The following is a 23,136-nucleotide window of genomic DNA, read 5'->3' as shown; positions in this document are numbered from 1 at the left end:
ACCATGCGTTTTGCAATCACGGCTCGTGATGATGAGCGATCTCATGCGCTGAAACAGCAACTCGAGCAGGCATTGACGGATCGGGGATGTATTCTTGATGTCAGCCAGCCGGAAATCGTCGTCTCGATTGGTGGAGACGGAACGATGCTACAGGCGTTTCATTCGTATCTCGATCAAGTAGAGACGATCACGCTTGTTGGGATTCATACGGGGCATCTTGGTTTTTATGCGGATTGGCGCCCTGAAGAAATGGATGAACTGATTGATCATATCGCGAAGCAGGATTTAGCGACGGTTCAATACCCGTTGCTTGAACTCTCGATTGATTATGCGGACGGTTCACACAACCAACTGCTTGCCTTGAATGAATGTACGATTAAAAGTTTTAATCAGACGCTCGTTTGCGATTTATCGATTCGAGGCGACTACTTTGAGACATTCCGAGGTGATGGACTGTGTGTATCGACACCGTCTGGTTCGACAGCGTACAATAAGGCACTCGGCGGAGCGATCGTTCACCCGGCGCTCGAAGCAATTCAAATTACAGAGATGGCTTCCATCAACAATCGTGTCTACCGGACGATCGGCTCACCGATGTTGCTACCCAAACATCATGATGTCGAAATTCGTCCCGTTAATCCGATTGATTTTCAGATGACCTATGACCACTATGCTTCGATCATTCATCAAAACGTGACATCGATTCGGTGCCGGGTCTCTGATAAAAAAGTGAAATTTGCTCGTTTTCGTTCTTTCCCGTTCTGGCAACGGGTGCGGGAATCTTTCCTGGCAGACGAAAGACGTTAAAGTAAAGGAAATGGAAACATGAATGGATTTCAGCTACAACAGATCGTGACTGACATTGAGGATGGCTGGCGTGTCAGTCATTTTTGTACGACCCGCTTAGGGATTTCGCGGAAAATGTTAGTATCGATTAAAAATCATGGGGATATCACGCGTAATGGTCAGCATGTTAACGTCCACGACGTCTTACACGCGGGTGATCGTGTCCATGTCTTCTTCCCGGAAGAGACACCAGCACCGGATATGGTGGCGACAGAAGGGGAACTTGATATTTTGTTTGAAGATGATTGGTTGCTCGTCGTCAATAAACCGCCGGGAATGGCATCGATCCCGTCACGACTGCATCCGGAACGCTCATTATCGAACTATGTGCTTGGTTATTACCGAAAACAAGGAATTCCGTATGCAATCCATATCGTTAATCGGCTCGATCGTGATACGAGTGGTCTTGTCTTGTTCGCGAAACACGGGCTTGCCCATCACCGGATGAGTCTCATGCAACGATCTAATGAATTAGAACGACATTATTTAGCGTATGCACCCGGAAACGTACCGGTACAAACGATTGATCAACCGATTGGTCAAACCGATCATTCCTTTATGGAACGGATGGTACGACCAGATGGTCAACGTGCCATCACTCATATCTTAAATAGCCGTCTAGTTCGAGCCTTTGACCAAGAAATTTCATTACTCGATATCCGACTAGAGACAGGTCGGACACACCAAATTCGTGTCCATCTTTCTTTTCTTGGGCATCCCTTGATTGGCGATACGATGTATCAAGGGAACCCGTTACTCCCGCGTCAGGCGCTCCATAGTGCGTCAGCAACGTTCCTTCATCCTGCGACGGGAGAACGGGTTCGTTTTGAAGCACCACTTCCTGAGGATCTTCGATTGGAAGGATAAAGTACACAAATAAAAGGCAATGGACTCGGTCCACTGCCTTTTATTTGTGTTTAGTCTTCATCGAACATGGAAATCCGAGATTGAGAGGCGATTGCCATGATCAATCCTAGACCGACGAGGTTTACGATCATCGTTGATCCCCCATAACTGATGAACGGTAAGGGAAGACCTGTGATTGGTAAGACACCAATCGTCATCCCGATGTTTTGGAAGATTTGGAACGTGAACATCGCGACATATCCTGTCACGATATAGGTACCAAATGGATCCGCTGTCTCGAGAGCAATCTGAATCAAGCGATAGACGAACAGGAACAAGACGATCAAGACGATGGCAGCCCCGATGAAACCGTAGTGTGAGGCAATCGTCGTAAAGATGAAGTCTGTATGCAATTCTGGAACGAACACTTGCAGTTTCCCGTATCCAACGCCGAACATTTGCCCTGAACCTGTTGCGTTGATTGCTTGGACGAGTTGGTACGACAGATCATCCGCATATTCGAACGGTTGCAACCAAGCCATGATCCGGTTCATCGCGTGACCTGGGAAAAAGGTTGCGAGTAAATCGTTTTGGAAAAAGAACAGGTAAAAGAAGATGATGACGGCTCCTGCGAACAGACCGAACATCGTCAAAAGCCATTTCCAGTTTAGTCCGGATAACAACATCGCACATGCTAAGATGACGCATAGAATCAAACCGATCCCTAGATCGGGCTGAATGATGATAAGACCGAGCGGTAAGGCTGTAACCGCGACCAACTTGATAAGTAACAAGAGATCTCTTTCATGTTGAACATAACGCGCATTGTGCTCGGTAATGACGGCAGCGAGCGTAACGATCAAAAAGAACTTCATGAACTCAGCCGGTTGAACCGTACCGATAACGGGGAATTGATACCAACCGTATGCCCCTTTGATTTCAGTGACGATTGGTGTGTTTCGAAGAACGACAAGACCGATCAATGACACGATACCTGCTCCATATAAAAACCAGTGGAATCGCTTCAACTGTTCATAATCGATGAAAATGACGACGGATAACGCCATGAAGCCGATGACATACCATTGAATTTGTTTGGCAGAGAAGTTAATGGCACTGATCGCACCTTTAAGCGAAGGTTGTGCTGTATAGATGGCGATGATACTGATGACCATCAGACAGGCGAGTAAAAAAAGCAACGTATGATCATAACGTTGTGTAAATGATTTGAATCGATTCATTTCATCCCTACTTTCTATCTCTTTCTATATTACCGTAATTTATCAAATCCGCAATATCAAGAGCGATGGTTGACAGAAGCGTTACGTTTTTGTAACCTGAAGATAGGTTTTATTACCAGGTACTAATTCAAGGGGGACTTTATCATGAATATTTATCCTTCACTCGAAGGCAAGACGTACGTCGTCATGGGCGTCATTAACCAACGTTCGATTGCATGGGGTATCGCACGTGCGCTCGACGCTGCTGGAGCAAGCCTGGCATTTACATATGTCGGAGAACGTTTCAAGGCACCACTTGAAAAATTAGGACAAGAATTATCACGACCGGCTTCTTATTATACGTGTGATGTCACGAGTGACGAAGAGATTGAACAGGTCTTCCAAATGATTCATGCGGACCACGGTAAGATTTCAGGGATCGCTCACTCGATCGCATTCGCGGATAAAGAAGCGCTTCGCGGTGAGTTTTCTGGGGTAACGCGTGAACAGTTTGCGCAAGCACTTGATATCTCAGCCTACAGCTTAACAGCAGTCGTCAAGGCCGCGAAGGATTTCTTCACGGAAGATGCATCCGTCATCACGTTGACATACCTCGGTGGTGAGAAAATGGTTCCGAACTACAACGTCATGGGTGTTGCGAAAGCCGCATTAGATGCAAGCGTTCGTTATCTCGCTGCTGAATACGGTCAGCAAGGCGTTCGTGTCAATGCGATTTCAGCTGGTCCAATTCGGACAGTATCCGCAAAAGGTGTCGGCGACTTCAATTCCATTCTTGATAGCATCGAAGAACGAGCGCCACTTCATCGTAACGTGACGACGGAACAAATTGGTCAAAGTGGATTGTTCTTGCTTTCGCAAATGTCGAGTGGGGTGACAGGAGAAATTCTTCACGTCGATAGCGGATTCCACATTCTTTAATAAACGATCGATTAAGCCAGGCTTTCCCATGCGGGAGGCTTGGTTTTTTTTGTGCTCGATCGGGGAACTACCAAATATAAGTGTCACTAGAAGGAGAGAGGAAGTGCAGAGGATGAACGCAATCGATTTTACAGTCGTACAATATGTCAATCGTCAAGTACGTGTCGATCCACAGCTAAAGACTGAACCAGTCGCTCGAGTTCAACCGATACGCCCAACTGACCCTTACCGCGAACACGAAGCGGACGACTTTTTAGAAGAACAGGCAAATGCATACGGTGTATTACCAGAACTAAAACTTCCCGGTCGAAGCTTCGACCGGGAAGTTTAATCATTCATTGACCTGTGAAGCGGAATGTCTCATAGACACTCCAAGCACCGTTCTCCAGTTCATACAATAAAGCCATTTTCGTGACGTCCTCTTGGAAACGGATATCTTCCATCTTGAGACGTTCTAGTACATCGAACAGTTCGACATCCGACAGTTCTTGACCGATTGTGATGTGTGGCAAGAAATCGTATTTCGGCTTATGTTCGAGTGGTCCCGTATGCAAAGCGCGATGTAATTGTTCTAACTCATCCGTCGGCATTACTTTAAGGAACAAGACATTGTTCGTCGGATGGAAGGAACGAGCTCCTTGGATGTGCAAATTGACAGGCTTCGTTTCGGACGCGATTCGATTCAACTCCGTCACGATGTGGTCTAATTCTGTCTCATCAACTTCCATCCGCTCCCGTAGCGTGATATGAGGTGTGATCAGTGCATACTTCGAGTCATATCTCTTTCGGTATGAATTTGCAAAATCTTGAACGCGTTTCGATGGAAACAATACAACCCCGATGTTCATCGAAAATCCCCTACTTTCCCCTGAAATGATAACGCTTTACAAAATAATCATGACGGATTCTGGCGTCGATGTCAAAGAAGTTTGAGAGGAGGTTCAGAATCCGTGTATACTAATGAAGTACTTTGTTGGAGAGGTGGATATAGTCATGAAGAAAACACATTCAAAAGAGGTCAAACAGGCAGCTATCGATAAGTTACATGAACGAGGGGTGACGATTCATGCAATCGCTGAGATCGTTTACCAAATGCAGGCCCCCTACACGGTGGATCTGACAATTGAAACATGTGTCAGTTCAGTAGAACGTGTTCTTGAAAAACGTGAATTACAACATGCGATTCTCGTCGGAGCAGAACTAGACATCTTGGCGGAAAAAGGGTTATTATCAGAACCCCTCCTGTCCATCATCCAAAGCGATGAAGGGCTATTTGGCGTAGATGAGACGATTGCGATTGGTGCCGTCAACACGTATGGTTCGATTGCGGTTACGACGTTCGGCTATTTGGATAAAGCAAAGGTCGGTATCATCAAAGAACTCGATACGAAGCTTGGGGACGGAAAAGTCAATACGTTCATGGATGATATCGTCGCAGCCATCGCAGCAAATGCATCCGGACGACTAGCGCATCGTTTGCGAGATAAGGAAGACTATTCAGCAGAAGAATTAGAAGAACGTAAGGGGACATACTGATGCGAGGTGCGAGAGGGGCATGGATTGGTGCATCCATCGCTGTCGTCTTATTCGTGATCATCGCTGTCTCCATTCGGACGACAGGCTATTTTTTATTTGATGCTCAATTATCGTCATATATGTCGCAACACGTCCCAGGGGATTACGTTTCTTGGTTCACTCAACTCGGATCAGGTCCAGGGGCGATGACGATGACGGTGTTACTTGGAATACTGAGTTATGTTTTGTGGCGGGATCGCATTGCAAGTATCTGGTATGTAATCATGGCAATATCAGTAGGTGTATTGAATCAAGTCGTTAAATTTGCCTTTGTCCGAGAGCGCCCCTCATTAAATGAATTGGTTGGTGGCGTAGGATACAGTTTTCCGAGTGGTCACTCAGCGATGGCTTTTGCCGTCTATACCGGATTTCTCGTCGTTGCGTTTCGTCATTTGAAAACAGGTGGGAAGGTACTTGTATCGATCGTGACGATTGGATTATTCCTCGCCATGGGAGCTTCTCGAATCATTTTAAACGTTCACTATTTCTCAGATGTCATCGGTGGATATTGTTTTGCCGCGATTCTTTTATGTAGCTCCTATGCATTCATCGTCTCCCGTAGAAAAAAAGGAGTGGCTTGATGTTACTGTTAGATGTTGATCATAGTTTATTATTTGATGAAGAGACGATGCGCTCCATCGACAAGCCGACGTTGCTTGTCGAGCGAGTCGCTGGGCGACCTCGTTTCATGACGATGCGAGCGCATCTTAGATTAAAACGGTTAGTATCGATTAACGGTGTTGTTCCGGTGACGAAACGAACGATGGAAGAGTACCAGCAGTTGGAACTCTTTCAAATCGATGCGCCACCGAAGTGGGCGATCATTGACGGTGGAAAGATTTTGCTTAAAGAAGGAAAAGTGGATCGTCGATATGAAAATTGGCTTCGTCAGTTCAATAAGGAGACATCACTTGATTCCATCCTTGAGTATCTCATCGAAATGGAACAAGTTTCGATTGATGTATATCCTTCTGAGACGTTATCCAGTGTAATCACGCTTCCGCATGAGCCGATTCAACGGACGACGGACGAAGCCGTATTATTAGAAGAACTATTTCGTAAGTATGAAACGACATGAAAAAACCGGACGGTCTCAAGCAGACCGTCCGGTTTTCATCGTTTCGTGCAAGATATCAAGTTGTTGGTAAAGGAATCTCATCGAACCAGTACACACCGACCGTCTCAGCGCCAGCATGTGCCAAGATGGAAGGACCAAATTGGGTAATGCGTACTTGAAGCTCCGGATGTTCTGTAGAAATCAAGCGCCGTAATTCTTCAGCAGCGGCATGAGCGAGCGTATGACTGACATAAAGCGTCCGATCATATACACCATGAGCACTGACTTTTGATGAAATTTCACTGACCATTTCTTTAAAAGCTTTTTTGATGGAACGGACTTTTTTAAATGGGACAAGTCGTCCTTCCTCATTAAATTGAGCGATTGGTTTAATATTGAGCATGTTTGCTAGTAAAAATTGACTTCCTGAGACACGTCCGCTCCGTCGCATCGTCTCCATATTTCCGATGATCAGATAAAAATGCGATTTGTGTTTGAATGTCTCAAGCGTAGACATGACTTCATCTGGACCTTTACCAGCAGCAACGAGTCGTTGTGCGATCCGGACAAGTTCTTGCTGATTCGCAGCACCTGTATACGAATCAATCGCGTATAAGGGGAAACCGACAGCTTCAGCTGCAGCGACGGAACTCGAATATGTGCCGCTCAGTCCACTCGTGATATGAATCGCATACCCATAATCATAGCCATCTTCAAGCAATTGTTCATACAAGGTTACGAAGTCACCGAATGATGGTTGAGAAGTCGTCGGTGAAACGTGAGAATCTTCTCGCATTTTTTGATCAAGCTGTTCAATCGAGATATCGACATACTCCCGGTAAGACTCTCCGTTTAAGATGAGTAAAGTCGGTATCACATGGACTCCGATTTTTTCAGCCTCTCCTGGCTCAAAAAAAGCCATGCTGTCGGTAATCCAAGCAATCTTATCCATGTATATGACGCCTCCATTAATAGAACCATTTTGTTCATCATACCATAGCGATGAAAGCGGAATCACTAGCTAGCGCGTTTTTGTGTGATAGAAGCACTGGAAACGTGTCCAAACCATGAACTGATACCGAAGGCGATGAGTGTTGGGAATAACCATTCTAAACTTTGATCCACTAAAGGTAAGGATTGATAGAACGTCTTAAGATTTCCCGGGAAAAGCGAAAGTTGATTCAACGCACTACATAATGAGAAGAAAATTGTTACACCAAGAGTTGATTGATAAACAACCGACTTACGACGGAACAGATGACGCATGAATGTCAATGCGATCAAGACGATGACGATTGGATAAAGGAACATCAATACCGGAACAGCAATGGATAACAATGTTTGCAATCCGACGATCGATACCGTAAGACCAAGAGCAGTCGTGAAGATACTTGCCGCTTTTAAAGATACACGGTTGAAAATCGTCATCATATATTCTGCAAATGCGGTGACGAGACCAACTGATGTCGTCAAACATGCAAGCAGAATTGCAAGACCAAGTACAGCTAAACCAATTGAGCCGAAGGCAGTATTTGCATAATGCTGAAGAAGTGCTGGACCATCAACTTTTCCGATGGCGGCAAATGTGTTACGTCCGATCATTCCAAGTCCGACATAGACGAGAGTCAAAGCAGTGGCAGCGATAATTCCGGCACGAGTGACGACTTTAAATTGTGCTTTTCGTTCATGAACGCCTCGGCTTTTCAATGTATGCAGTACGACGACACCAAATACCAAGGCGCCGAGTGCATCAAGCGTTAAGTATCCTTGAAGGAAACCTTGAATGAATGCCTGTCCAGTCGTCTCATACGCTTCGTTTGGTGAAGCGACACCCGAAAGTGGCGAAATGATGCTACTGATGCTTAATGCAGCAAGAGCAATCAGTAATAATGGTGTGATGAAACGCCCGATGATCTCAAGTAATTTTCCTGGTCGTAGTACAAGATAAAGTGTGGCAAGGAAAAAGAGACTCGATGAGATGATCAACGTCATTTGTGAGGGAGCACCAAGAAATGGTACGACTCCGAGCTCATACGTGACAACCGATGTGCGCGGAATTCCGAAAAAGGGACCGATCGCAACATAGAGTGCGAACGTCAAGGCAGCACCTACAAAACGAGGGAGTGGTGCAGCAAGTGTTTTGATGCCACCCCCGATAGAGGCAACTGCAAGTAAGCCGAGCAAAGGAAGACCGACACCCGTTACGATAAAACCAAGGATGGCAGGAAGGAACTGTGAACCCGCAAGCGCACCGAGTTCCGGTGGGAAGATCAGGTTACCGGCACCGAAAAATAAAGCAAAAATCATAAATCCTAAAGCAAATGTATCTTTTGTCTTAAACATGTGTTGTCCTCCATTCATCCTAATTTCATAAAAAAAGCCTCATCCACTAAGTTTGTGGATAGGCGTCGTTTGCTCAGACGCCTTGTCGAAATGACGAAAAGGGCCTGGATCTTCATTTTCTCAAACGAGAAATGAATCTTCAGTCCCTACTCTTAATCACAATCAGTCGTTCTTGGATGAGCGTTGCGTGTGTCATGTTTAAAACCTCCTGCTTGAATTTTTCTAAGGATAACATGAAGAATTTAATAAAACAATATTTTCTGAAAATTCATCACCGAATTTTTGAAAATAAATAACGCCTCTAGTAGAGATGAGGTTCTCTACTAGAGGCGTTTCGGATTACATATCAGCTCGTTGCAATCGAGCGCGTTTTTTTGTGGCGTTTCAATTTATGGAGGAGCCAAGCGTGAACGACCTCACAGGATTGACGTGGTAACGTCAGTTCAACAAGCGATTCCTGCTGTTGCCCTCTAATGATGAAAAGTCCATTTTCTTCATCGACAGGGGCGATGGTCATTGAACTCGCTTCATTCAGCGACAATTTCACTTCACCGAGTGTCGCATCCTTTAATTTCAGGATGTTCCCATTTGTCGCAAATTTCGTGAATGAGCCAATTCCGTTCACTTTTAACTGATCCATATTGAATTCCTCCTTCTGCTGATTCCAGTACTATCCCTATAAAAAACAGGGTCTAACTTCTATCTTGAAAAGGTTATCCTCATTATAGCGAAGTCTTCACAAGATGCTAGTCTTATTTTGTGTGAAAATTCGAAAAATTTTTTAACAATATTGTCATATGGATAGGAATACCTGTTAAGAGGCAATCGTGATATGAAATTCAAATAGAACAAAAGCATCCTTTTCCAAAAGAAAAAGATGCTAAAGGTCAATCTAACTCAAAACTCCATTTCTTTTTGCGACAAACAAGCGATCCACGTCGAAGGATCGATTCTTTCTCTGCTTCAAAATCTTCATGTAATACGTTCATGTCTTCGTACCGTCCTGCTACATAGACGGGAATCGTGATATTTCTTGAGAAAACAGACCGTTTTGCACTTTCGAAATCAATCAATACTCCTTCTTTGAGAAGATGACGGATATGAATCATGATTTCAGCTGTTAAAGCGATCGAGGCGACGGATCGTGCGTGCTGACGAAATTTCCGTTGTACGAGATCAGAGATAAGTTGTTCTACCCGTGACCAATCCTTCAAGTAAACAGAAGCATGAAGACCATCGTGTTCGCTAAAATAGACCAGTTCATTCTCGATCGAGTCAAGGAAAGGAAGCGGTGTCCCTCGTTTCATATGCATTAAAAATAATAACTCCGCGATTTCGACATCCGTCAATACATCAAGCGAATGAGAGGAGCGAATATCAATAGCAGTCAAAGGATGACGCTGGACATCCGTTGATTGTGAAAACTGTTCGATCTCATGCGCTTCGATGTAATGAAGCATCGTTCGAAACGATTGTTTCGTCTGTTTGAAATCACTTCCTGAAATGAGTAAAGGACGTTTCAAATCGACGGCTGCAGCGAAATCAGAGAAATGTACTCCTGACATCGTTAATCGTTGATTTTCCTCGTCCTCATATAAGTAAAGTAACGCACTCGACATACCACTTCGCTTCCTTTCCATGACTAACTCCTTCATAATTTAATAGTAGCAAAACTTCGAATTGCCTGAAAGGATATTTACTTCTGAAAACGGGCATACTACATAGAGAAGCATAAAGAGAGGTGATGGAGCATGTGGGGCTTGCGAAAGCCTTTCCCGGAATTGCGGACCGAGCGCTTCATATTACGTGAGCTCGAAAACCGTGACGCACGCGAATTGTTTAAAATCCTATCGGACGATAAAGTCATGTATTATTACGGATCAGATCCGCTCGTGACGGTCTATGAAGCTAAAAATGTCATCAGTTACTTTAAAGAACAGTTCACGCAAGGTAAAGCGATTCGCTGGGCAATTGCTGATGCACAAACGAATCAATTGATCGGTACGATCGGTTTTCATAACTGGCTGTCTCAATACCATCGGGCTGAAATTGGTTTTGAAGTTAGTCAAGATTATTGGCAACGTGGTGTCGCTTCGGAAGCGGCAAGAGCTGTTCTGACATATGGCTTTGAAGAATTTGCTCTCCATCGAATCAGCGCCCTCGTCGCACCTGAAAACCTCGCTTCTAACGCATTGGTTCAAAAATTAGGATTCAAAGCAGAAGGATTACTAGAAGATTATGCATACAGTCATGGTCGTTTCATGGATTTGACGATGTACCGTATGCTCGCATCTGAATGGAAGGGATGAGGTAGTCAATGGAAAAACAAACACTTGTACTCCTGCATGGATTTACAGGAGGAACAGATTATTTTAATCGGGTAGAGGCAAATTTACGACATTCCTTTGATGTCTTACCACTAAGTTTACCGGGGCATGAGGGACTTGATGTTGGTCCGGATACGATTGAAGGCTTTGCCGAATGGGTCATGCATGAACTTGATCGACGTGGTATCAAAAAGCCAATCATCATCGGACATTCCTTTGGTGGATACATCACAGCTGCAATCGTTGAAGGGTATGCGGATCAAATCAGTGGATACGGTCTTGTGTATTCGACAGCTAAAGCAGATGATGAACAAGCGAAACAAAAACGAAATCAAAACATCACACGCGTTGAAGAAGTCGGTGTCAGAGAATTCGTCAATGGTCTTGTTCCATCCTTATTCGCTGAAGGGGCAGATGAGTTCGCTGTCGCTGAAGCACTTGAAATCGGGTACATGATGACGGTCGAAGGAGCGATTCGTGCGCTCTCTGCGATGCGAGATCGGCGAGATATGACGAAGGTCTTGACGAGGTCAAACGTGAAGGGTGTCATCATTCACGGCACGAAAGATCAACTGATTTCAGAGGAAAGTGCATTTGCACCAAAGAATGATCATCTCATACATCGGTCAACAGACAGTGGACACATGGGGATGCTTGAGACACCGGATGCTTTCGTTGCAATCATCGAAGAGGCATTCAAGTAAGTTTTTGCCCTACAGTCACGTCTGTAGGGCATTTGCTTTGCATTTCAGATTAGATATCTGAAATGATAGAAATGGAGGGGATACACATGAAAATCGTAGCGATTGAACCAACACCAAGTCCAAATAACATGAAAGTCATCGTTGATGAGGTCTTTTCGGAAAAGGGGCAGACATTCGAGCATGCCTTTGGCGCACCGGAACACATTCAGCGATTACTTGAAATACCTGGCGTTAAGTTCGTTTATCAGGTCAGTGACTTTTTATCGATCGAGCGTTATCCGAAATATGATTGGCGCTCGCTTGTCATCGATATACGACGTGCGTTCGGTGAAACGTTGAATGATGTTGAACAGCACGAGACAGATGCTGAGTATGAGCCTGTCCATCTATTCGTGCAGTTCATTTTAGGCGTACCGATGCAAATCAAAGGTGTGAAAGGATTAGAAGAAAAACGAGAAGGACTGTCGGAACGTTTCCGAGAAGCAGCGCTATTCGTCCAACCATTCGTTCAGAATGTCATTAGCGATCGACGCTGGGTGGAACAAGCACCTCGATACGGAGATCTTGACGAAAGTTTGCGTGAAGTAGCGAATGAGATTGAGATTGCCTATCCAGTCGAACGTCTCGAACGTCTCAAGTCGCTCGCAGCAGGAGAAGATATTACGTTTAGCGGTCAAGCGATTCAATCATCCGATTGGAAAGAACGATTCGCGGCGCTCGATGAATTACCTGTTGAGATGGAATGGGTTCCAGCTTATGCTCGCCTGTTACAGGATGAGAAGATGCAAATTCGGCGTCAAGCGATTGTAAAGCTTGGGATGTTCGAAGATCACCGAGAAGAACTGTTAGAGTATTTGACGAGTGCACTGCATGATCCGTCAGGGATCGTTCGTCGGACAGCAGGCGATACGATTTCAGATTGGGCGATGCCAGAAGCTGAACCAATGATGATGGAAGCGTTAGCGGATAAAAATAAATTAGTACGCTGGCGAGCTGCACGCTTCCTGTTTGATGTCGGAACGGAACAGTCAATCCCAAGACTGCGTGAAGCAAGCCAAGACCGGGAATATGAAGTAGCTCTACAAGCCGAACTCGCATTAACGCGGATCGAGAGTGGGGAAGAAGCACTAGGAACGGTTTGGCAGCAAATGAATCGAATGATAGATGAAAGTTCATGAGAACTTAAAAAATAATTGAGTGAGAGAATCATTCGACAAAATGAGTCACTAATTGTCTAGGTATATATTCCCTGTTTCCTAAAAATACTGGTAAAATAATCAAAATCATGTTGTCATCTTTTTGAAATCGAAATGAAATGTGTTGGAAATGCTTATTAAAACGCTTGCATCTAACAACTAAATGGATTATTCCAAAATATCCCTGATGAAATTGAAATATTGTTTTGAAATGAAATGTCGAATGACAATTTTCTTCTTTTTTCTGCCCTTTGGTACAGTTAACCTACAATAACGAATTCGGAACATGTAGGTCATCTCTTGGCTGGGCATTATGAATGAGAAAAGGGGAGAATCGGGGATATGTTACTTTTCGCTGAAACTGATTTAGCAGTAGGATATAAGGAACGGACAAAAACAGGGGTATATGTAACGATCGAAACAATCGACAGTCGTACGATTACATTAGTCGCACCAGCAAACGCGGCAGAGGATATTTGTGACGAACTGTTTGCGACAGGACTAGAGCAATTGTTTTCATTCAAGATGAATCCATCGACTTTACCTGTGGCATAAGTGAATAACCGTGCGAGAGAGGAGAATCCTCTCTCGCTTTTTTTGTGATAAAATTATTAGAGATAAAAGGAGGGATGAGATGAAACGTCTCGTTTTCATTCTGCTACTGCTTTCTGTTTGTTTAGCAGGTTGCCAAGAAAAGAAACAACAGGCAACAACAACTACGAACGAACCGATTCGGATCGCAGTCAAAACGACAAAGCAGGACGACATGATGCAATTAGACATTTCTTTAACGAATCCAAATGATCACAGTGTGAACGTGACGTATCCTTCCTCACAACGTTTTCAGGCTCAATTGATTGATGCGAAACAACACGTAACGTATGATTTTGAGAAAGAGCAAGTATTCACGCAAGCGATTGAAAAAGATACGTTCACGAAACATGAAACGAAACAGTATACGGTTGAATTACCAATCTCCTCTTTAGGTGATAGCACGGAAGTTCGCGTATCGACAATCCGTCAATTCAAGGGAGCAAGTGCAAAACAAACGACGGATCAACAAATGATTGATTCAAAATGACGATCAACACAATGTGAAGGAGTGAAGCGATTCATGCAAAAAGAAATCATCCAAGTAACAGGAGTAAAGCCTGTCATTGACCCAGCACAAGAAGTAAACGAGCGGGTAGCCTTCTTGAAAGCGTATCTCAACCATACAGGAGCAAAAGGATTCGTATTGGGCATCTCAGGGGGACAAGATTCTTCGCTCGCAGGTCGTCTGTGCCAACTGGCAGTTGAAGAGTTGCGAAAAGAAGAGGGGAAAGATGTCGCATTTTATGCGGTCCGCTTGCCTTACGGGGAACAACAAGATGAAGCAGACGCACAGACAGCCTTGACGTTCATTCAACCGGATCATTCGCTTCGTGTGAACATTAAACCAGCAGTCGAAGCATCGATGCAGGCGTTCAAAGAAGCGACAGGTGCAGAACTTTCCGACTTTAGTAAAGGAAATACGAAAGCGCGGGAGCGAATGAAAAGCCAATATGATTTAGCTGCTCATTATGGCTGTTTAGTCGTTGGAACGGATCATGCAGCTGAATTCGTGACGGGATTCTACACGAAACACGGTGATGGTGCATGTGATTTGACGCCATTGACAGGACTGAATAAACGGCAAGGGAAACAACTGTTACGTTACTTGAACGCACCAGAAGTCTTGATTGAAAAAGTTCCGACAGCAGACCTTGAGGAAAATCGTCCGGCACTACCAGACGAAGTGGCACTTGGTATGACATATGAAGAAATCGATGACTACTTGGAAGGAAAGACGATTTCAGAAGCAAGTCAAGAAAAGTTAGAGACGCAGTATAAACGTGTTGGACACAAGCATCATATGCCGGTCTCACCACTCGATGAATGGTGGAAAGCATAATCCAAAATAAGGAGGCGTGATTTCAAGATTGAAATCGCGCCTTTTTTCATGTTCTTCGATTCTTCTTCAATCGTTATGGGAAAAGAAAAGAAATGACGATTGAGGAGGCGGAAGTATGACGATTGGTATCATAGGTGGAGGGTTATCCGGCTTGACGGCAGCGGCATTATTCGCAAAACAAGGAACGCCGGTCACGCTCTGGGATGCGGGATTACTTGGAGGACGTGCCACCTCTCAAACCGTAAAAGGATTTACGTTTAATTACGGTGCTCATGCGATTTATGGACGCGATCAATCGATTCTTCGCAAATTAACGAAACAGCTTGGTATCGAAGTGACGTGGCTGGATTTCTCAGCAAGTCGTGCGAAATATGAGTTTTCAGGTCATTTGACGGCAATTCCTGCGAATGCCTGGGGATTATTGAAAACAGAAGTCATCGAAGGAACGAACAAAGTACGTTTCACATGGGAAATCATTAAAACGATTTTACGAGTCGAACGAGGGGATCCGCAACAATCAATCGGGCAATGGTTAAAAACAGAACGAGTCGATGAACAAGTGGCACAGTTGATGCTTGATTTGGCATCAACGAACTTTTTTACGGCAGAACCCGAAAAAATTCCGTCAGACGTCTATTTCGAGTATTATCAAAAACTTTTTCGGACGCGCAAGCCTGTCTCATACATCGAAGGTGGATGGCAAGGGTTAGTTCAGGAGTTGGAACGGATCATCCTAGAAAACCGTGGAGAGATCCTGAAAAAAACAAAAATAACAGCAGTCGAATCGACTACGACAGGATTCTTAGTACGTGATCGAAAGAAACAAGAATGGAACGTCGAACGGATCATCTTTGCCGTACCACCGCGTGAAATCTTGAAAATGGCGACCCCCACTGCCATTCAGCGATTTGTTACACCGTACGCGAGCCATGAACCGGTAGAAGTATTCGTGTATGATCTTGGACTTCATCCGTATATCCAAACACCGTATTCATACATCTACGACCGTTCGCATCGAGCGTTCATCACTGATTTATCGCATTATGATGCAAGTCTTGCACCGAAGGATGGTCAAGTCCTTCAAGCAATCGCCTACCTTGAACACGATCGACTTGAGGATCCTGATTATATTGGACATGTCCGAACAGGAATCGAACAGATGCTTGACGTTTATTTTGCAGATTGGCGACAACGTATCGTCGCAGAACGAACGATCAAACGAGCAGTCGTACAATAAATCAAATGGAAAATGGGGCAAGCGCCGCTTGCGACTCATATTCCGGATCATGCAGGTGTCGCTTTCGTCGGGGACTGGTGTGAAGGTACGGGACAGCTCTCAGAGCTTGCGTTCTCAAGCGCCGTCAGCGTCTTCAATCGATGGGCGTGATATCAAACGACAAAAAAGAGAAGTCGAATCGACTTCTCTTTTTTGTATCTTATGCTTCATTGTTCGAACGTGCTGGATAGAACGCTAGAATCAAGAGTAATGTAAAGGCAATGAGACTCATCATCGGAATCGTCAAGAAACCAAAATAGTTGACCCACTTGATGAGACAGCCGCTTGTACATAACGCTTCGCCATCGGGTAAGCGCTCAAGAATGACGTGGTACAAGGCGACACCAAAGCCAGCAAGCACATACAGGCGGACGAAGAGTGTATCAATCGTTTTTGACCGGAATAGCGAGATGAGCAAATAAAAGGCAGTCGTATACATGAATAGTCGTTGCCACCAACAGAGAGGGCAGGGGATGAATCCACGAATTTCACTGAAATAGAGACTGCCAAGCGTTGCAATCGTTGAGATGATGAACATAAAATGATAGCGTGTCATATGTATCGTCCTTTCTAACGTGTTAAACTAATGCCATCTTATATCATGAGGAGTCGAATCTCACATTGCAAGTGTCGGAAATGGAAATGTTGATCACCTTATCGGAAGAATTGAATATGAGGCGCGCTGCTGAACGATTATTCGTCTCGCAACCTGCACTTAGTCAACGTCTCGTTGCGATTGAAAGACGCTGGGGAACAAAGTTATTCATTCGTTCATCGCGTGGGTTAAGCATCACACCACAAGGAGAAAAAGTAATCGGTCTCGCAAAAGAGATGAATCGGAAGGAACTTGAGTTAAAAAGTGAATTGACGGCAGAAGAGGGTGCTGTTTATGGAACGCTTCGAATTGCCGTCGCTTCCATCATGGGGCAATACTGGCTCCCGCGTGTCTTGAAACGATTCGTTGAGCGTTATCCGCATGTCCGTGTTCAGCTCGTCACGGGATGGTCCAGTGAGATGATGCGTCATATGTTAGAGGAACATTTTCATATCGGGATCATTCGTGGAAACCCGGACTGGAAAGGTGTTAAAGAACGTCTTTTCTCGGATCCGCTCTATTTAGTCGATAGTGAGTTGACGTCAATCGAACAGTTACGCGTGACGGATCGACCATTCATCCAGTTCAAGAGTGATTCAACGTACTATCAAGAAATTTTAGAATGGTGGCAAGATCGGTTCGCAAGTCCACCATCTCGGACGCTGGTCGTCGATCAAATCGAGACATGTAAGCAGATGGCTCTACATGGAATTGGATTTGCGATTTTACCCGAGTCGACGATCCAACAATCAAATGAAGTCATGCAGCTTCCGTTAAAAACATCGTCCGGAAAGATATTAAAGCGAGATACATGGATTTTGTCTACGGAATCGATGCTTGAACTAAAACAAGTTCAAGCATTTTGGGACATCGTAAAAGAAGAAGGAGGAAGTCAGTCAGATGGAATACGCCATTGAAATGCGGCGCGCGCTTCATAAAATACCAGAACCAGGGTTCAAGGAATTTAAGACGCAAGCTTTTATATTGGAACAAATTCGTGCTTATCCACCAGATCGTGTCACGTATGATACGTTTGAAACGGGAGTTTTCGTTCGAGTGAAAGGATTGACTGGAAATCGGACGATTGGATACCGGGCAGACATTGATGGGTTACCGATCGAAGAAGCGACAGGTCTTCCATTTTGCTCGGAACATCCAGGCTTCATGCATGCCTGTGGTCACGATATGCACACGTCGATTGCGTTAGGGTTGATGAAACGAATCATTGAATTGCCGGTCATGGATGATGTCGTCTTTTTATTCCAACCAGCGGAAGAAGGTCCGGGCGGGGCAGAACCGATGATTAAAAGTCCGTTGTTTGAAAAATATCGTCCAAGTGAGATGTATGGTCTTCACGTCGCACCGGAGTATCCAGTCGGTACGATTGCAAGCCGTCCCGGCGTCTTGTTCGCGAGTGCTCGAGAAGTCCATATCACGATCTATGGTCAAAGTGGTCACGCGGCCTTTCCTCATTTGACGATTGATACGGTCGTCGCGCAAGCAGCCTTAATCATGCAATTGCAAACAATCGTCAGCCGATCCATCAATCCGATGAACTGTAGCGTCATCACGATCGGAAAGGTCGATGCCGGGATTCGAGAAAACGTCATCGCCGGTAGAGCAGTTCTTGACGGTACGATGCGCGCACTCAATGGGGAAGACATGGAAAAACTGGAACGACGCGTTCGTGACATCATTCGAGGAATCGAAGCTTCCTTTGGCGTCAAGATTGATCTGCAATTCGGAAATCGTTATTACGAGGTCGTCAATGACCGACACATCGTTGATAAATTTTCATCATTCGTCAAGATGAATGCGAACTACATTGAATGTGATGCAGCAATGACAGGAGAAGACTTCGGATTCATGTTGAAGGAAATTCCAGGGATGATGTTTTGGCTTGGAGTCGACAATCCGACATCTGGACTTCATCAACCAACCTTGAATCCGGATGAATCCGCGATTCCATTTGTGATTGATTTACTCGATCATTATTTCCGAGAATATGTTTAAAAAAGTTTTATGAAATAATGAAGGACATTAAGCTTTCCCTTTCGAAATCAAGAATGGGAAAGCTTTTTATATATGTAAGAATAGGAGTTTTCGAACATTTTGTGAAAAAAATCACGTGCACATGTGAACAATTTGTTACATCAAACATTATAAAAAGACATAAAGGGTTATGTTCTCTATGATACGGTTATAGACCATATAGAGAAGTATGTTTTAGGAAGAGGGGGCTATATACATGTTCAATGATCCCGTATTGCTCAGTCGATTGTTGACAGGGCTCACATTAGCGTTTCATATTATATTCGCGACGATTGGCGTCGGGGTACCACTCATGGTACTCGCAGCTGAATTCATCGGTCTGAAACGCAAAGATCCGGATTATATTTTATTAGCAAGACGGTGGACGCGTGGATACGTCGTTACCGTCGCAGTCGGTGTCGTGACAGGGACGGCCATCGGATTGCAATTATCACTACTTTGGCCGTCACTCATGCAAGTGGCTGGTCAAACGATCGCACTACCGCTATTTATGGAAACATTCGCATTCTTCTTTGAAGCGATTTTCCTCGGTATTTATCTGTACACGTGGGATCGGTTCAAAAACCCATGGTTACACTGGTTGATCGGGATTCCGGTCGTCATTGGTGCGACAGCATCAGCATTCTTCATTACGACGGTCAACTCCTTCATGAACTCACCAGAAGGATTTAAGATCGTCAACGGAACGCTAACGCAAATTGAACCATTGAAAGCAATGTTCAATACAGCAACACCTACAAAAGCAACACACGTCATCGTATCGGCTTATTTAACAGTCGCATTCATCTTGGCGGCAATCGCGGCGTTCCACTTACTCCGCAAAAAAACACTCTCGGCAGCGGAAACAGCGTATCACAAAAAAGCATTTCGCTTAACGGTCATGGCTGGATTGATTTTTGCCTTCTCGACGGCACTTGTCGGGGACTTCTCAGGGAAATACTTGGCGAAATACCAGCCAGAGAAACTCGCAGCTGCTGAATGGCATTTTGAAACGACAAGTGAAGCCGAGTTGATCTTCGGTGGGATACTTGATCAGCAAGAAGACGGCAGTTATGAAATCAAGGGTGCCGTCAAAATCCCATATGCACTCTCAATTCTTGCGGGTGGAGCTCCAGATACAGAAGTCATTGGTCTAAATGAGTTCGCAAAAGAAGATCAAGCACCGCTGATCGTTCACTATTTCTTCGATATCATGGTTTCGATTGGTATGTATTTGGCTGCCATCTCTGCCTTGTTCATCTTGGCATTCCGTTTGAAAAAATTAAATCCTTATAACAAATGGATTTTAAGAGGTGTCTTCATCGGTGGACCTCTGGCGATGATTTCAATTGAAGCAGGTTGGATGTATGCTGAAATTGGTCGTCAACCTTGGACACTGTACGGCATCATGCGGACAGCAGATGCGGCGACGACATCAACTGCTGTTGGTCCGATGTTGATTCTATTCAGTGCCTTGTACTTGATGCTCGGTACGATTTGTACAGTCGTATTATTACGGATGTTCAAGAAAAACCCGGTTGGAAAAGAACTTCAAGAACTTGCTGAAAACCACCACGCGCGTGGGGAAGCTATGTTCGTGGATGATAACAAGTAAGGAGGGAACGATTTGGACGTTCAAACACTAGGAATTACGGTCCTTTGGACTTTCCTGTACGGATATCTCATCGTTGCCTCAATTGACTTCGGTGCTGGATTTTACGCCTTTTATTCAAAATATACGAAGCGGGATCATTTAACGAATCGATTGATTCTTCGTTATCTCTCACCAGTGTGGGAGGTAACGAATGTCTTCTTCGTATTCTTCTTCGTCGGACTAGTCGGGTTCTTCCCGGATACCGCTTATTATTTCGGTACGGCACTGCTCGTGCCAGCCTCAATCGTTCTCGTATTAATTGCGATTCGTGGTAGCTTCTATGCATTTGCCAATTATGGATCAAACGACAGCATGTTCTATACGTTCTTATATGGAGCAACTGGTCTATTGATTCCGGCGGCGATGTCAACGACTTTGACGATCAGTCAAGGTGGATTCATTCGTAAAACGAATGAAACAGTCGAGTTTTTAGGAACAAAATTATTTACGAACTTTTACTCTTGGTCGGTCGTAGCACTCGCTATCGTATCCGTCCTCTATATCAGTGCGATGTTCCTCTTGTTCTACGCAGATAAAGCGAAGGATGAAGGGGCTACTCCGCTAATTCGTAAATGGGCACTCTTCTGGAGTGGTCCAACGATTCTAGTCTGTGCACTCGTTTTCTTTGGATTGAAAAATCAAGCGGCATGGCACTATGAGAACATCTTAAACGGGAACTGGTGGTGGTTCGCTGCTAGTTTCATCTTCTTCCTCGTTGCGGTGACACTCGTCTACATGAAGAAGAATTACGGAATTGCTTTCGTCGCGGTCATGCTACAGTATGGAGTGGCATGGTTCGGTTACGGTTATACGCACTTACCATATATCTTGTATCCATATATCGATATCAACAAAGCGGTCGTTAACGAAACAATGGCTTCCGCACTCGTCGTTGTCTTCATCTTCGGACTCTTACTCTTGATTCCGGCGTTGTACTTGATTTTACGACTCTTCTTGTTCGATAACGATTATGTACGTGGGAAATCCTCAAAATAATGGATGAATAAACGCCTCTGCGAATCGCAGGGGCGTTTATAGTAATTTTAAATTGAATCGGGTACACTACTAAGGAAGAGCGATTGTGAAGGAGAGTTGTGAAAATGAATGGAGAGTTTGCAGTAATTGGACTAGGACGCTTTGGTGGCTCGATTGTCCGTGAATTATCGAAAAATGGCTATGATGTCTTAGCGATTGACTCCGACGAGGAGCGCGTCAATGAATTCATGGGAATTGCGACGCATTCCGTCATCGCGGATACGACGGATGAGAACGTCTTAAAGAGTCTAGGAATCCGAAACTTCGATCATGTCATCGTTGCGATCGGGGAAAATATTCAAGCATCCATCTTGACGACATTGATCTTAAAAGAGCTTGGGGTACAATCGATCACCGTTAAAGCGACGAACGATTACCACGAAAAAGTATTACGAAAAATCGGAGCAGATTTTATCGTTCACCCCGAACGGGATATGGGAGTCCGGATTGCAAATGGTTTAATGAGTTCCAATATTCTTGACTATCTCGATTTATCTCAAGAATTTTCGATCGTTGAAATTAAAGTCAGTGATCGGATGGCAAAACAAACATTGATTGACCTGGATCTACGGAGCAAATACGGAGCGAACGTTGTCGCCATTAAACGTGGAGAAAACGTTCTGATTTCTCTACAAGCTGACGAAATGATTGAAAAAGGGGACTACCTCGTCGTCATTGGTGAAAATGAGGACCTCGACCGTCTAGAGCGTGCGATTCATAAAGTGAAGAACTAAAAAAAGCTGAGGCGCGCCTCAGCTTTACATTTACTTAATTAAATGAGTTGGAATTCTTTTAATCCGTGTGCGATACCGTCCTCAAGGATGGGTTTCGTGACATAGTCAGCGGCAGCTTTCGTTTCTGGAAGTCCGTTGCCCATTGCAATACCCGTTCCGACGTAGCGAAGCATCTCTAGATCGTTTAAAGCATCACCAAATGCAAAGGTATCTTCGCGGCGAATATTCGTCAATTTCAGGAATTGTTTGATCCCTTCTGCTTTCGAAGAACCGACATTGATGACATCCATTGCATGTGGGTGCCAACGAATGAAATCAAATGCGTCATAGCGTTTAACATAATCGCTCTCTTCTTCAGCCGTACAGTAGACGAGCGTTTGGAAAACATCATGCGATAAGAATGCTTCTTCATCGTGAATCGGCAACGGCATATCAAGCTCCCCGAGTGAATCGACGACATGAACGTCATTCGATTTCGTCGTGAAGCCTTTTGTTTCGCCAAGATAAACGAGTGTATGCCCGTTTTCTTTCGCTTGTTGCGTTAAATGCGTTAAATCCGTCTTCGGTTGTGGACGTTTGTAGATGATTTCATTTTGATGAACGACGATTTGCCCGTTATAGCCGATAATCGTATCGATGTTGAGTAGTTCACGGATTCCAGACAACATCGCAGGTCCGCGTCCGGTTGCAAGGGCTACATAGACACCATTTTCTTGAAGCTTACGAATTGCCTGTTTTGTTGATTCCGGAACAAAATGACCATCATGCAATAAGGTTCCGTCGATATCGAAAAAGACGACTTTCTGATTTGCCATGGTTTCACCT

General features: G+C 44.5%; 28 protein-coding genes. 20 read left to right on the top strand and 8 right to left on the bottom strand.

What is annotated here, in order from left to right; all coding sequences use genetic code 11:
* Positions 1 to 3: 3 nt before the first annotated feature.
* Both KNQ12_RS03960 and KNQ12_RS03955 read left to right on the top strand, forming a co-directional pair.
* Entirely contained in the window at positions 4 to 807 is an 804-nt protein-coding gene (locus tag KNQ12_RS03960; protein WP_023468882.1) for an NAD kinase, read from the top strand.
* An 18-nt stretch (positions 808 to 825) separates the two neighbouring features.
* A complete protein-coding gene (locus KNQ12_RS03955; protein ID WP_214746440.1) occupies positions 826 to 1,713 on the top strand; it encodes an RluA family pseudouridine synthase in 888 nt (295 codons plus the stop codon).
* A 50-nt stretch (positions 1,714 to 1,763) separates the two neighbouring features.
* Here the strand turns inward: KNQ12_RS03955 and KNQ12_RS03950 are convergent, their stop codons facing one another.
* On the bottom strand, positions 1,764 to 2,933 hold the full coding sequence (locus KNQ12_RS03950) for an FtsW/RodA/SpoVE family cell cycle protein (protein WP_035396680.1): 1,170 nt from the start codon (positions 2,931 to 2,933) through the stop codon (positions 1,764 to 1,766).
* A gap of 144 nt (positions 2,934 to 3,077) precedes the next feature.
* On the opposite strand from KNQ12_RS03950, the gene fabI reads away from it, so the two are divergent.
* Positions 3,078 to 3,851 carry an enoyl-ACP reductase FabI gene (fabI, locus tag KNQ12_RS03945; RefSeq protein ID WP_023468879.1) on the top strand — a complete coding sequence of 258 codons (774 nt, stop codon included), beginning with the start codon at positions 3,078 to 3,080 and terminating at the stop codon, positions 3,849 to 3,851.
* A gap of 112 nt (positions 3,852 to 3,963) precedes the next feature.
* Positions 3,964 to 4,182 (top strand): hypothetical protein, encoded by a 219-nt coding sequence (locus tag KNQ12_RS03940; RefSeq protein WP_023468878.1) that lies wholly within the window; start codon positions 3,964 to 3,966, stop codon positions 4,180 to 4,182.
* 4 nt (positions 4,183 to 4,186) lie between these two features.
* Here KNQ12_RS03940 and KNQ12_RS03935 read toward each other — a convergent pair whose 3' ends face one another.
* On the bottom strand, positions 4,187 to 4,699 hold the full coding sequence (locus tag KNQ12_RS03935; RefSeq protein ID WP_023468877.1) for a YjcG family protein: 513 nt from the start codon (positions 4,697 to 4,699) through the stop codon (positions 4,187 to 4,189).
* A gap of 145 nt (positions 4,700 to 4,844) precedes the next feature.
* Between KNQ12_RS03935 and KNQ12_RS03930 the strand changes: the two genes are divergently transcribed.
* The 3 genes from KNQ12_RS03930 to KNQ12_RS03920 are packed head-to-tail and all read left to right on the top strand — an operon-like array spanning position 4,845 to position 6,504.
* Positions 4,845 to 5,387 carry a phosphatidylglycerophosphatase A family protein gene (locus KNQ12_RS03930; protein WP_034786059.1) on the top strand — a complete coding sequence of 181 codons (543 nt, stop codon included), beginning with the start codon at positions 4,845 to 4,847 and terminating at the stop codon, positions 5,385 to 5,387.
* Positions 5,387 to 6,007 carry a phosphatase PAP2 family protein gene (locus tag KNQ12_RS03925; protein ID WP_023468875.1) on the top strand — a complete coding sequence of 207 codons (621 nt, stop codon included), beginning with the start codon at positions 5,387 to 5,389 and terminating at the stop codon, positions 6,005 to 6,007. The genes KNQ12_RS03930 and KNQ12_RS03925 overlap by 1 nt, the downstream gene beginning before the upstream one ends.
* A complete protein-coding gene (locus KNQ12_RS03920; RefSeq protein WP_055968682.1) occupies positions 6,007 to 6,504 on the top strand; it encodes a hypothetical protein in 498 nt (165 codons plus the stop codon). Before KNQ12_RS03925 ends, KNQ12_RS03920 begins: the two co-directional genes overlap by 1 nt.
* 55 nt (positions 6,505 to 6,559) lie before the next feature.
* Here KNQ12_RS03920 and KNQ12_RS03915 read toward each other — a convergent pair whose 3' ends face one another.
* The 4 genes from KNQ12_RS03915 to KNQ12_RS03900 form a co-directional block, all read right to left on the bottom strand.
* Positions 6,560 to 7,435: a DegV family protein gene (locus KNQ12_RS03915; RefSeq protein WP_023468873.1), complete on the bottom strand. Its 876-nt coding sequence runs from the start codon at positions 7,433 to 7,435 to the stop codon at positions 6,560 to 6,562.
* 65 nt (positions 7,436 to 7,500) lie between these two features.
* On the bottom strand, positions 7,501 to 8,826 hold the full coding sequence (gene brnQ, locus KNQ12_RS03910; RefSeq protein WP_214746437.1) for a branched-chain amino acid transport system II carrier protein: 1,326 nt from the start codon (positions 8,824 to 8,826) through the stop codon (positions 7,501 to 7,503).
* Positions 8,827 to 9,172: 346 nt separating this feature from the next.
* Positions 9,173 to 9,466: a hypothetical protein gene (locus tag KNQ12_RS03905; RefSeq protein WP_023468871.1), complete on the bottom strand. Its 294-nt coding sequence runs from the start codon at positions 9,464 to 9,466 to the stop codon at positions 9,173 to 9,175.
* Between the two features lie 247 nt (positions 9,467 to 9,713).
* Positions 9,714 to 10,466, bottom strand: a complete 753-nt coding sequence (locus KNQ12_RS03900) for a hypothetical protein (RefSeq protein WP_235147585.1) — start codon at positions 10,464 to 10,466, stop codon at positions 9,714 to 9,716.
* 111 nt (positions 10,467 to 10,577) lie between these two features.
* Here KNQ12_RS03900 and KNQ12_RS03895 point away from each other — a divergent pair, with 111 nt between their 5' ends.
* The 8 genes from KNQ12_RS03895 to KNQ12_RS03860 all read left to right on the top strand — a co-directional run bounded on the left by KNQ12_RS03895 (position 10,578) and on the right by KNQ12_RS03860 (position 16,373).
* The gene (locus KNQ12_RS03895; RefSeq protein ID WP_023468869.1) at positions 10,578 to 11,135 is read left to right on the top strand and encodes a GNAT family N-acetyltransferase; all 558 of its coding nucleotides are present in this window, start codon (positions 10,578 to 10,580) and stop codon (positions 11,133 to 11,135) included.
* 8 nt (positions 11,136 to 11,143) lie between these two features.
* On the top strand, positions 11,144 to 11,857 hold the full coding sequence (locus KNQ12_RS03890; RefSeq protein ID WP_035396687.1) for an alpha/beta fold hydrolase: 714 nt from the start codon (positions 11,144 to 11,146) through the stop codon (positions 11,855 to 11,857).
* 86 nt (positions 11,858 to 11,943) lie between these two features.
* A complete protein-coding gene (locus KNQ12_RS03885; protein WP_214746434.1) occupies positions 11,944 to 13,035 on the top strand; it encodes a conserved virulence factor C family protein in 1,092 nt (363 codons plus the stop codon).
* A 360-nt stretch (positions 13,036 to 13,395) separates the two neighbouring features.
* Positions 13,396 to 13,608, top strand: a complete 213-nt coding sequence (locus tag KNQ12_RS03880; protein ID WP_023468866.1) for a hypothetical protein — start codon at positions 13,396 to 13,398, stop codon at positions 13,606 to 13,608.
* A 79-nt stretch (positions 13,609 to 13,687) separates the two neighbouring features.
* On the top strand, positions 13,688 to 14,134 hold the full coding sequence (locus KNQ12_RS03875; RefSeq protein WP_023468865.1) for a BsuPI-related putative proteinase inhibitor: 447 nt from the start codon (positions 13,688 to 13,690) through the stop codon (positions 14,132 to 14,134).
* A 33-nt stretch (positions 14,135 to 14,167) separates the two neighbouring features.
* Positions 14,168 to 14,986, top strand: coding sequence for an ammonia-dependent NAD(+) synthetase (nadE, locus tag KNQ12_RS03870; RefSeq protein WP_035396689.1), 819 nt, complete (start codon positions 14,168 to 14,170; stop codon positions 14,984 to 14,986).
* A gap of 115 nt (positions 14,987 to 15,101) precedes the next feature.
* Complete coding sequence (locus tag KNQ12_RS03865; RefSeq protein ID WP_214746431.1) at positions 15,102 to 16,223, top strand: FAD-dependent oxidoreductase; 1,122 nt, start codon at positions 15,102 to 15,104, stop codon at positions 16,221 to 16,223.
* Positions 16,224 to 16,235: 12 nt separating this feature from the next.
* On the top strand, positions 16,236 to 16,373 hold the full coding sequence (locus KNQ12_RS03860) for a hypothetical protein (protein ID WP_214746428.1): 138 nt from the start codon (positions 16,236 to 16,238) through the stop codon (positions 16,371 to 16,373).
* A gap of 49 nt (positions 16,374 to 16,422) precedes the next feature.
* Here KNQ12_RS03860 and KNQ12_RS03855 read toward each other — a convergent pair whose 3' ends face one another.
* Complete coding sequence (locus KNQ12_RS03855; RefSeq protein WP_214746425.1) at positions 16,423 to 16,818, bottom strand: disulfide bond formation protein B; 396 nt, start codon at positions 16,816 to 16,818, stop codon at positions 16,423 to 16,425.
* A 65-nt stretch (positions 16,819 to 16,883) separates the two neighbouring features.
* Between KNQ12_RS03855 and KNQ12_RS03850 the strand changes: the two genes are divergently transcribed.
* From KNQ12_RS03850 to KNQ12_RS03830, 5 genes are all read left to right on the top strand, one after another.
* The gene (locus KNQ12_RS03850) at positions 16,884 to 17,774 is read left to right on the top strand and encodes a transcriptional regulator CcpC (RefSeq protein WP_029342184.1); all 891 of its coding nucleotides are present in this window, start codon (positions 16,884 to 16,886) and stop codon (positions 17,772 to 17,774) included.
* Positions 17,758 to 18,870 carry an N-acetyldiaminopimelate deacetylase gene (locus KNQ12_RS03845; RefSeq protein WP_023468860.1) on the top strand — a complete coding sequence of 371 codons (1,113 nt, stop codon included), beginning with the start codon at positions 17,758 to 17,760 and terminating at the stop codon, positions 18,868 to 18,870. The genes KNQ12_RS03850 and KNQ12_RS03845 overlap by 17 nt, the downstream gene beginning before the upstream one ends.
* Positions 18,871 to 19,105: 235 nt before the next feature.
* Entirely contained in the window at positions 19,106 to 20,503 is a 1,398-nt protein-coding gene (locus KNQ12_RS03840; protein ID WP_214746422.1) for a cytochrome ubiquinol oxidase subunit I, read from the top strand.
* Positions 20,504 to 20,515: 12 nt separating this feature from the next.
* On the top strand, positions 20,516 to 21,538 hold the full coding sequence (locus tag KNQ12_RS03835) for a cytochrome d ubiquinol oxidase subunit II (protein WP_023468858.1): 1,023 nt from the start codon (positions 20,516 to 20,518) through the stop codon (positions 21,536 to 21,538).
* 104 nt (positions 21,539 to 21,642) lie between these two features.
* The gene (locus tag KNQ12_RS03830) at positions 21,643 to 22,311 is read left to right on the top strand and encodes a potassium channel family protein (protein WP_023468857.1); all 669 of its coding nucleotides are present in this window, start codon (positions 21,643 to 21,645) and stop codon (positions 22,309 to 22,311) included.
* 38 nt (positions 22,312 to 22,349) lie between these two features.
* Here the strand turns inward: KNQ12_RS03830 and KNQ12_RS03825 are convergent, their stop codons facing one another.
* Positions 22,350 to 23,126: a Cof-type HAD-IIB family hydrolase gene (locus KNQ12_RS03825; RefSeq protein WP_023468856.1), complete on the bottom strand. Its 777-nt coding sequence runs from the start codon at positions 23,124 to 23,126 to the stop codon at positions 22,350 to 22,352.
* Between the last annotated feature and the right edge of the window lie 10 nt (positions 23,127 to 23,136).

The organism is Exiguobacterium sp. s11 (assembly GCF_018619015.1).
Lineage (GTDB): Bacteria > Bacillota > Bacilli > Exiguobacteriales > Exiguobacteriaceae > Exiguobacterium_A > Exiguobacterium_A indicum.
Note: the sequence above shows the minus strand (reverse complement) of the source record. Positions and strands in the feature narration are given on the sequence as shown.

Coding starts and splice junctions, on each gene's coding strand:
- KNQ12_RS03935 (WP_023468877.1), bottom strand. CDS start 4,699: ATGAACATCGGGGTTGTATTGTTTCCATCGAAACGCGTTCAAGATTTT.
- KNQ12_RS03900 (WP_235147585.1), bottom strand. CDS start 10,466: ATGGAAAGGAAGCGAAGTGGTATGTCGAGTGCGTTACTTTACTTATAT.
- KNQ12_RS03825 (WP_023468856.1), bottom strand. CDS start 23,126: ATGGCAAATCAGAAAGTCGTCTTTTTCGATATCGACGGAACCTTATTG.
- KNQ12_RS03920 (WP_055968682.1), top strand. CDS start 6,007: ATGTTACTGTTAGATGTTGATCATAGTTTATTATTTGATGAAGAGACG.
- fabI (WP_023468879.1), top strand. CDS start 3,078: ATGAATATTTATCCTTCACTCGAAGGCAAGACGTACGTCGTCATGGGC.
- KNQ12_RS03830 (WP_023468857.1), top strand. CDS start 21,643: ATGAATGGAGAGTTTGCAGTAATTGGACTAGGACGCTTTGGTGGCTCG.
- KNQ12_RS03860 (WP_214746428.1), top strand. CDS start 16,236: ATGGGGCAAGCGCCGCTTGCGACTCATATTCCGGATCATGCAGGTGTC.
- KNQ12_RS03855 (WP_214746425.1), bottom strand. CDS start 16,818: ATGACACGCTATCATTTTATGTTCATCATCTCAACGATTGCAACGCTT.
- KNQ12_RS03845 (WP_023468860.1), top strand. CDS start 17,758: ATGGAATACGCCATTGAAATGCGGCGCGCGCTTCATAAAATACCAGAA.
- KNQ12_RS03925 (WP_023468875.1), top strand. CDS start 5,387: ATGCGAGGTGCGAGAGGGGCATGGATTGGTGCATCCATCGCTGTCGTC.
- KNQ12_RS03885 (WP_214746434.1), top strand. CDS start 11,944: ATGAAAATCGTAGCGATTGAACCAACACCAAGTCCAAATAACATGAAA.
- nadE (WP_035396689.1), top strand. CDS start 14,168: ATGCAAAAAGAAATCATCCAAGTAACAGGAGTAAAGCCTGTCATTGAC.
- KNQ12_RS03890 (WP_035396687.1), top strand. CDS start 11,144: ATGGAAAAACAAACACTTGTACTCCTGCATGGATTTACAGGAGGAACA.
- KNQ12_RS03940 (WP_023468878.1), top strand. CDS start 3,964: ATGAACGCAATCGATTTTACAGTCGTACAATATGTCAATCGTCAAGTA.
- KNQ12_RS03880 (WP_023468866.1), top strand. CDS start 13,396: ATGTTACTTTTCGCTGAAACTGATTTAGCAGTAGGATATAAGGAACGG.
- KNQ12_RS03875 (WP_023468865.1), top strand. CDS start 13,688: ATGAAACGTCTCGTTTTCATTCTGCTACTGCTTTCTGTTTGTTTAGCA.
- KNQ12_RS03930 (WP_034786059.1), top strand. CDS start 4,845: ATGAAGAAAACACATTCAAAAGAGGTCAAACAGGCAGCTATCGATAAG.
- KNQ12_RS03955 (WP_214746440.1), top strand. CDS start 826: ATGAATGGATTTCAGCTACAACAGATCGTGACTGACATTGAGGATGGC.
- KNQ12_RS03840 (WP_214746422.1), top strand. CDS start 19,106: ATGTTCAATGATCCCGTATTGCTCAGTCGATTGTTGACAGGGCTCACA.
- KNQ12_RS03905 (WP_023468871.1), bottom strand. CDS start 9,466: ATGGATCAGTTAAAAGTGAACGGAATTGGCTCATTCACGAAATTTGCG.
- KNQ12_RS03915 (WP_023468873.1), bottom strand. CDS start 7,435: ATGGATAAGATTGCTTGGATTACCGACAGCATGGCTTTTTTTGAGCCA.
- KNQ12_RS03950 (WP_035396680.1), bottom strand. CDS start 2,933: ATGAATCGATTCAAATCATTTACACAACGTTATGATCATACGTTGCTT.
- KNQ12_RS03960 (WP_023468882.1), top strand. CDS start 4: ATGCGTTTTGCAATCACGGCTCGTGATGATGAGCGATCTCATGCGCTG.
- KNQ12_RS03865 (WP_214746431.1), top strand. CDS start 15,102: ATGACGATTGGTATCATAGGTGGAGGGTTATCCGGCTTGACGGCAGCG.
- brnQ (WP_214746437.1), bottom strand. CDS start 8,826: ATGTTTAAGACAAAAGATACATTTGCTTTAGGATTTATGATTTTTGCT.
- KNQ12_RS03895 (WP_023468869.1), top strand. CDS start 10,578: ATGTGGGGCTTGCGAAAGCCTTTCCCGGAATTGCGGACCGAGCGCTTC.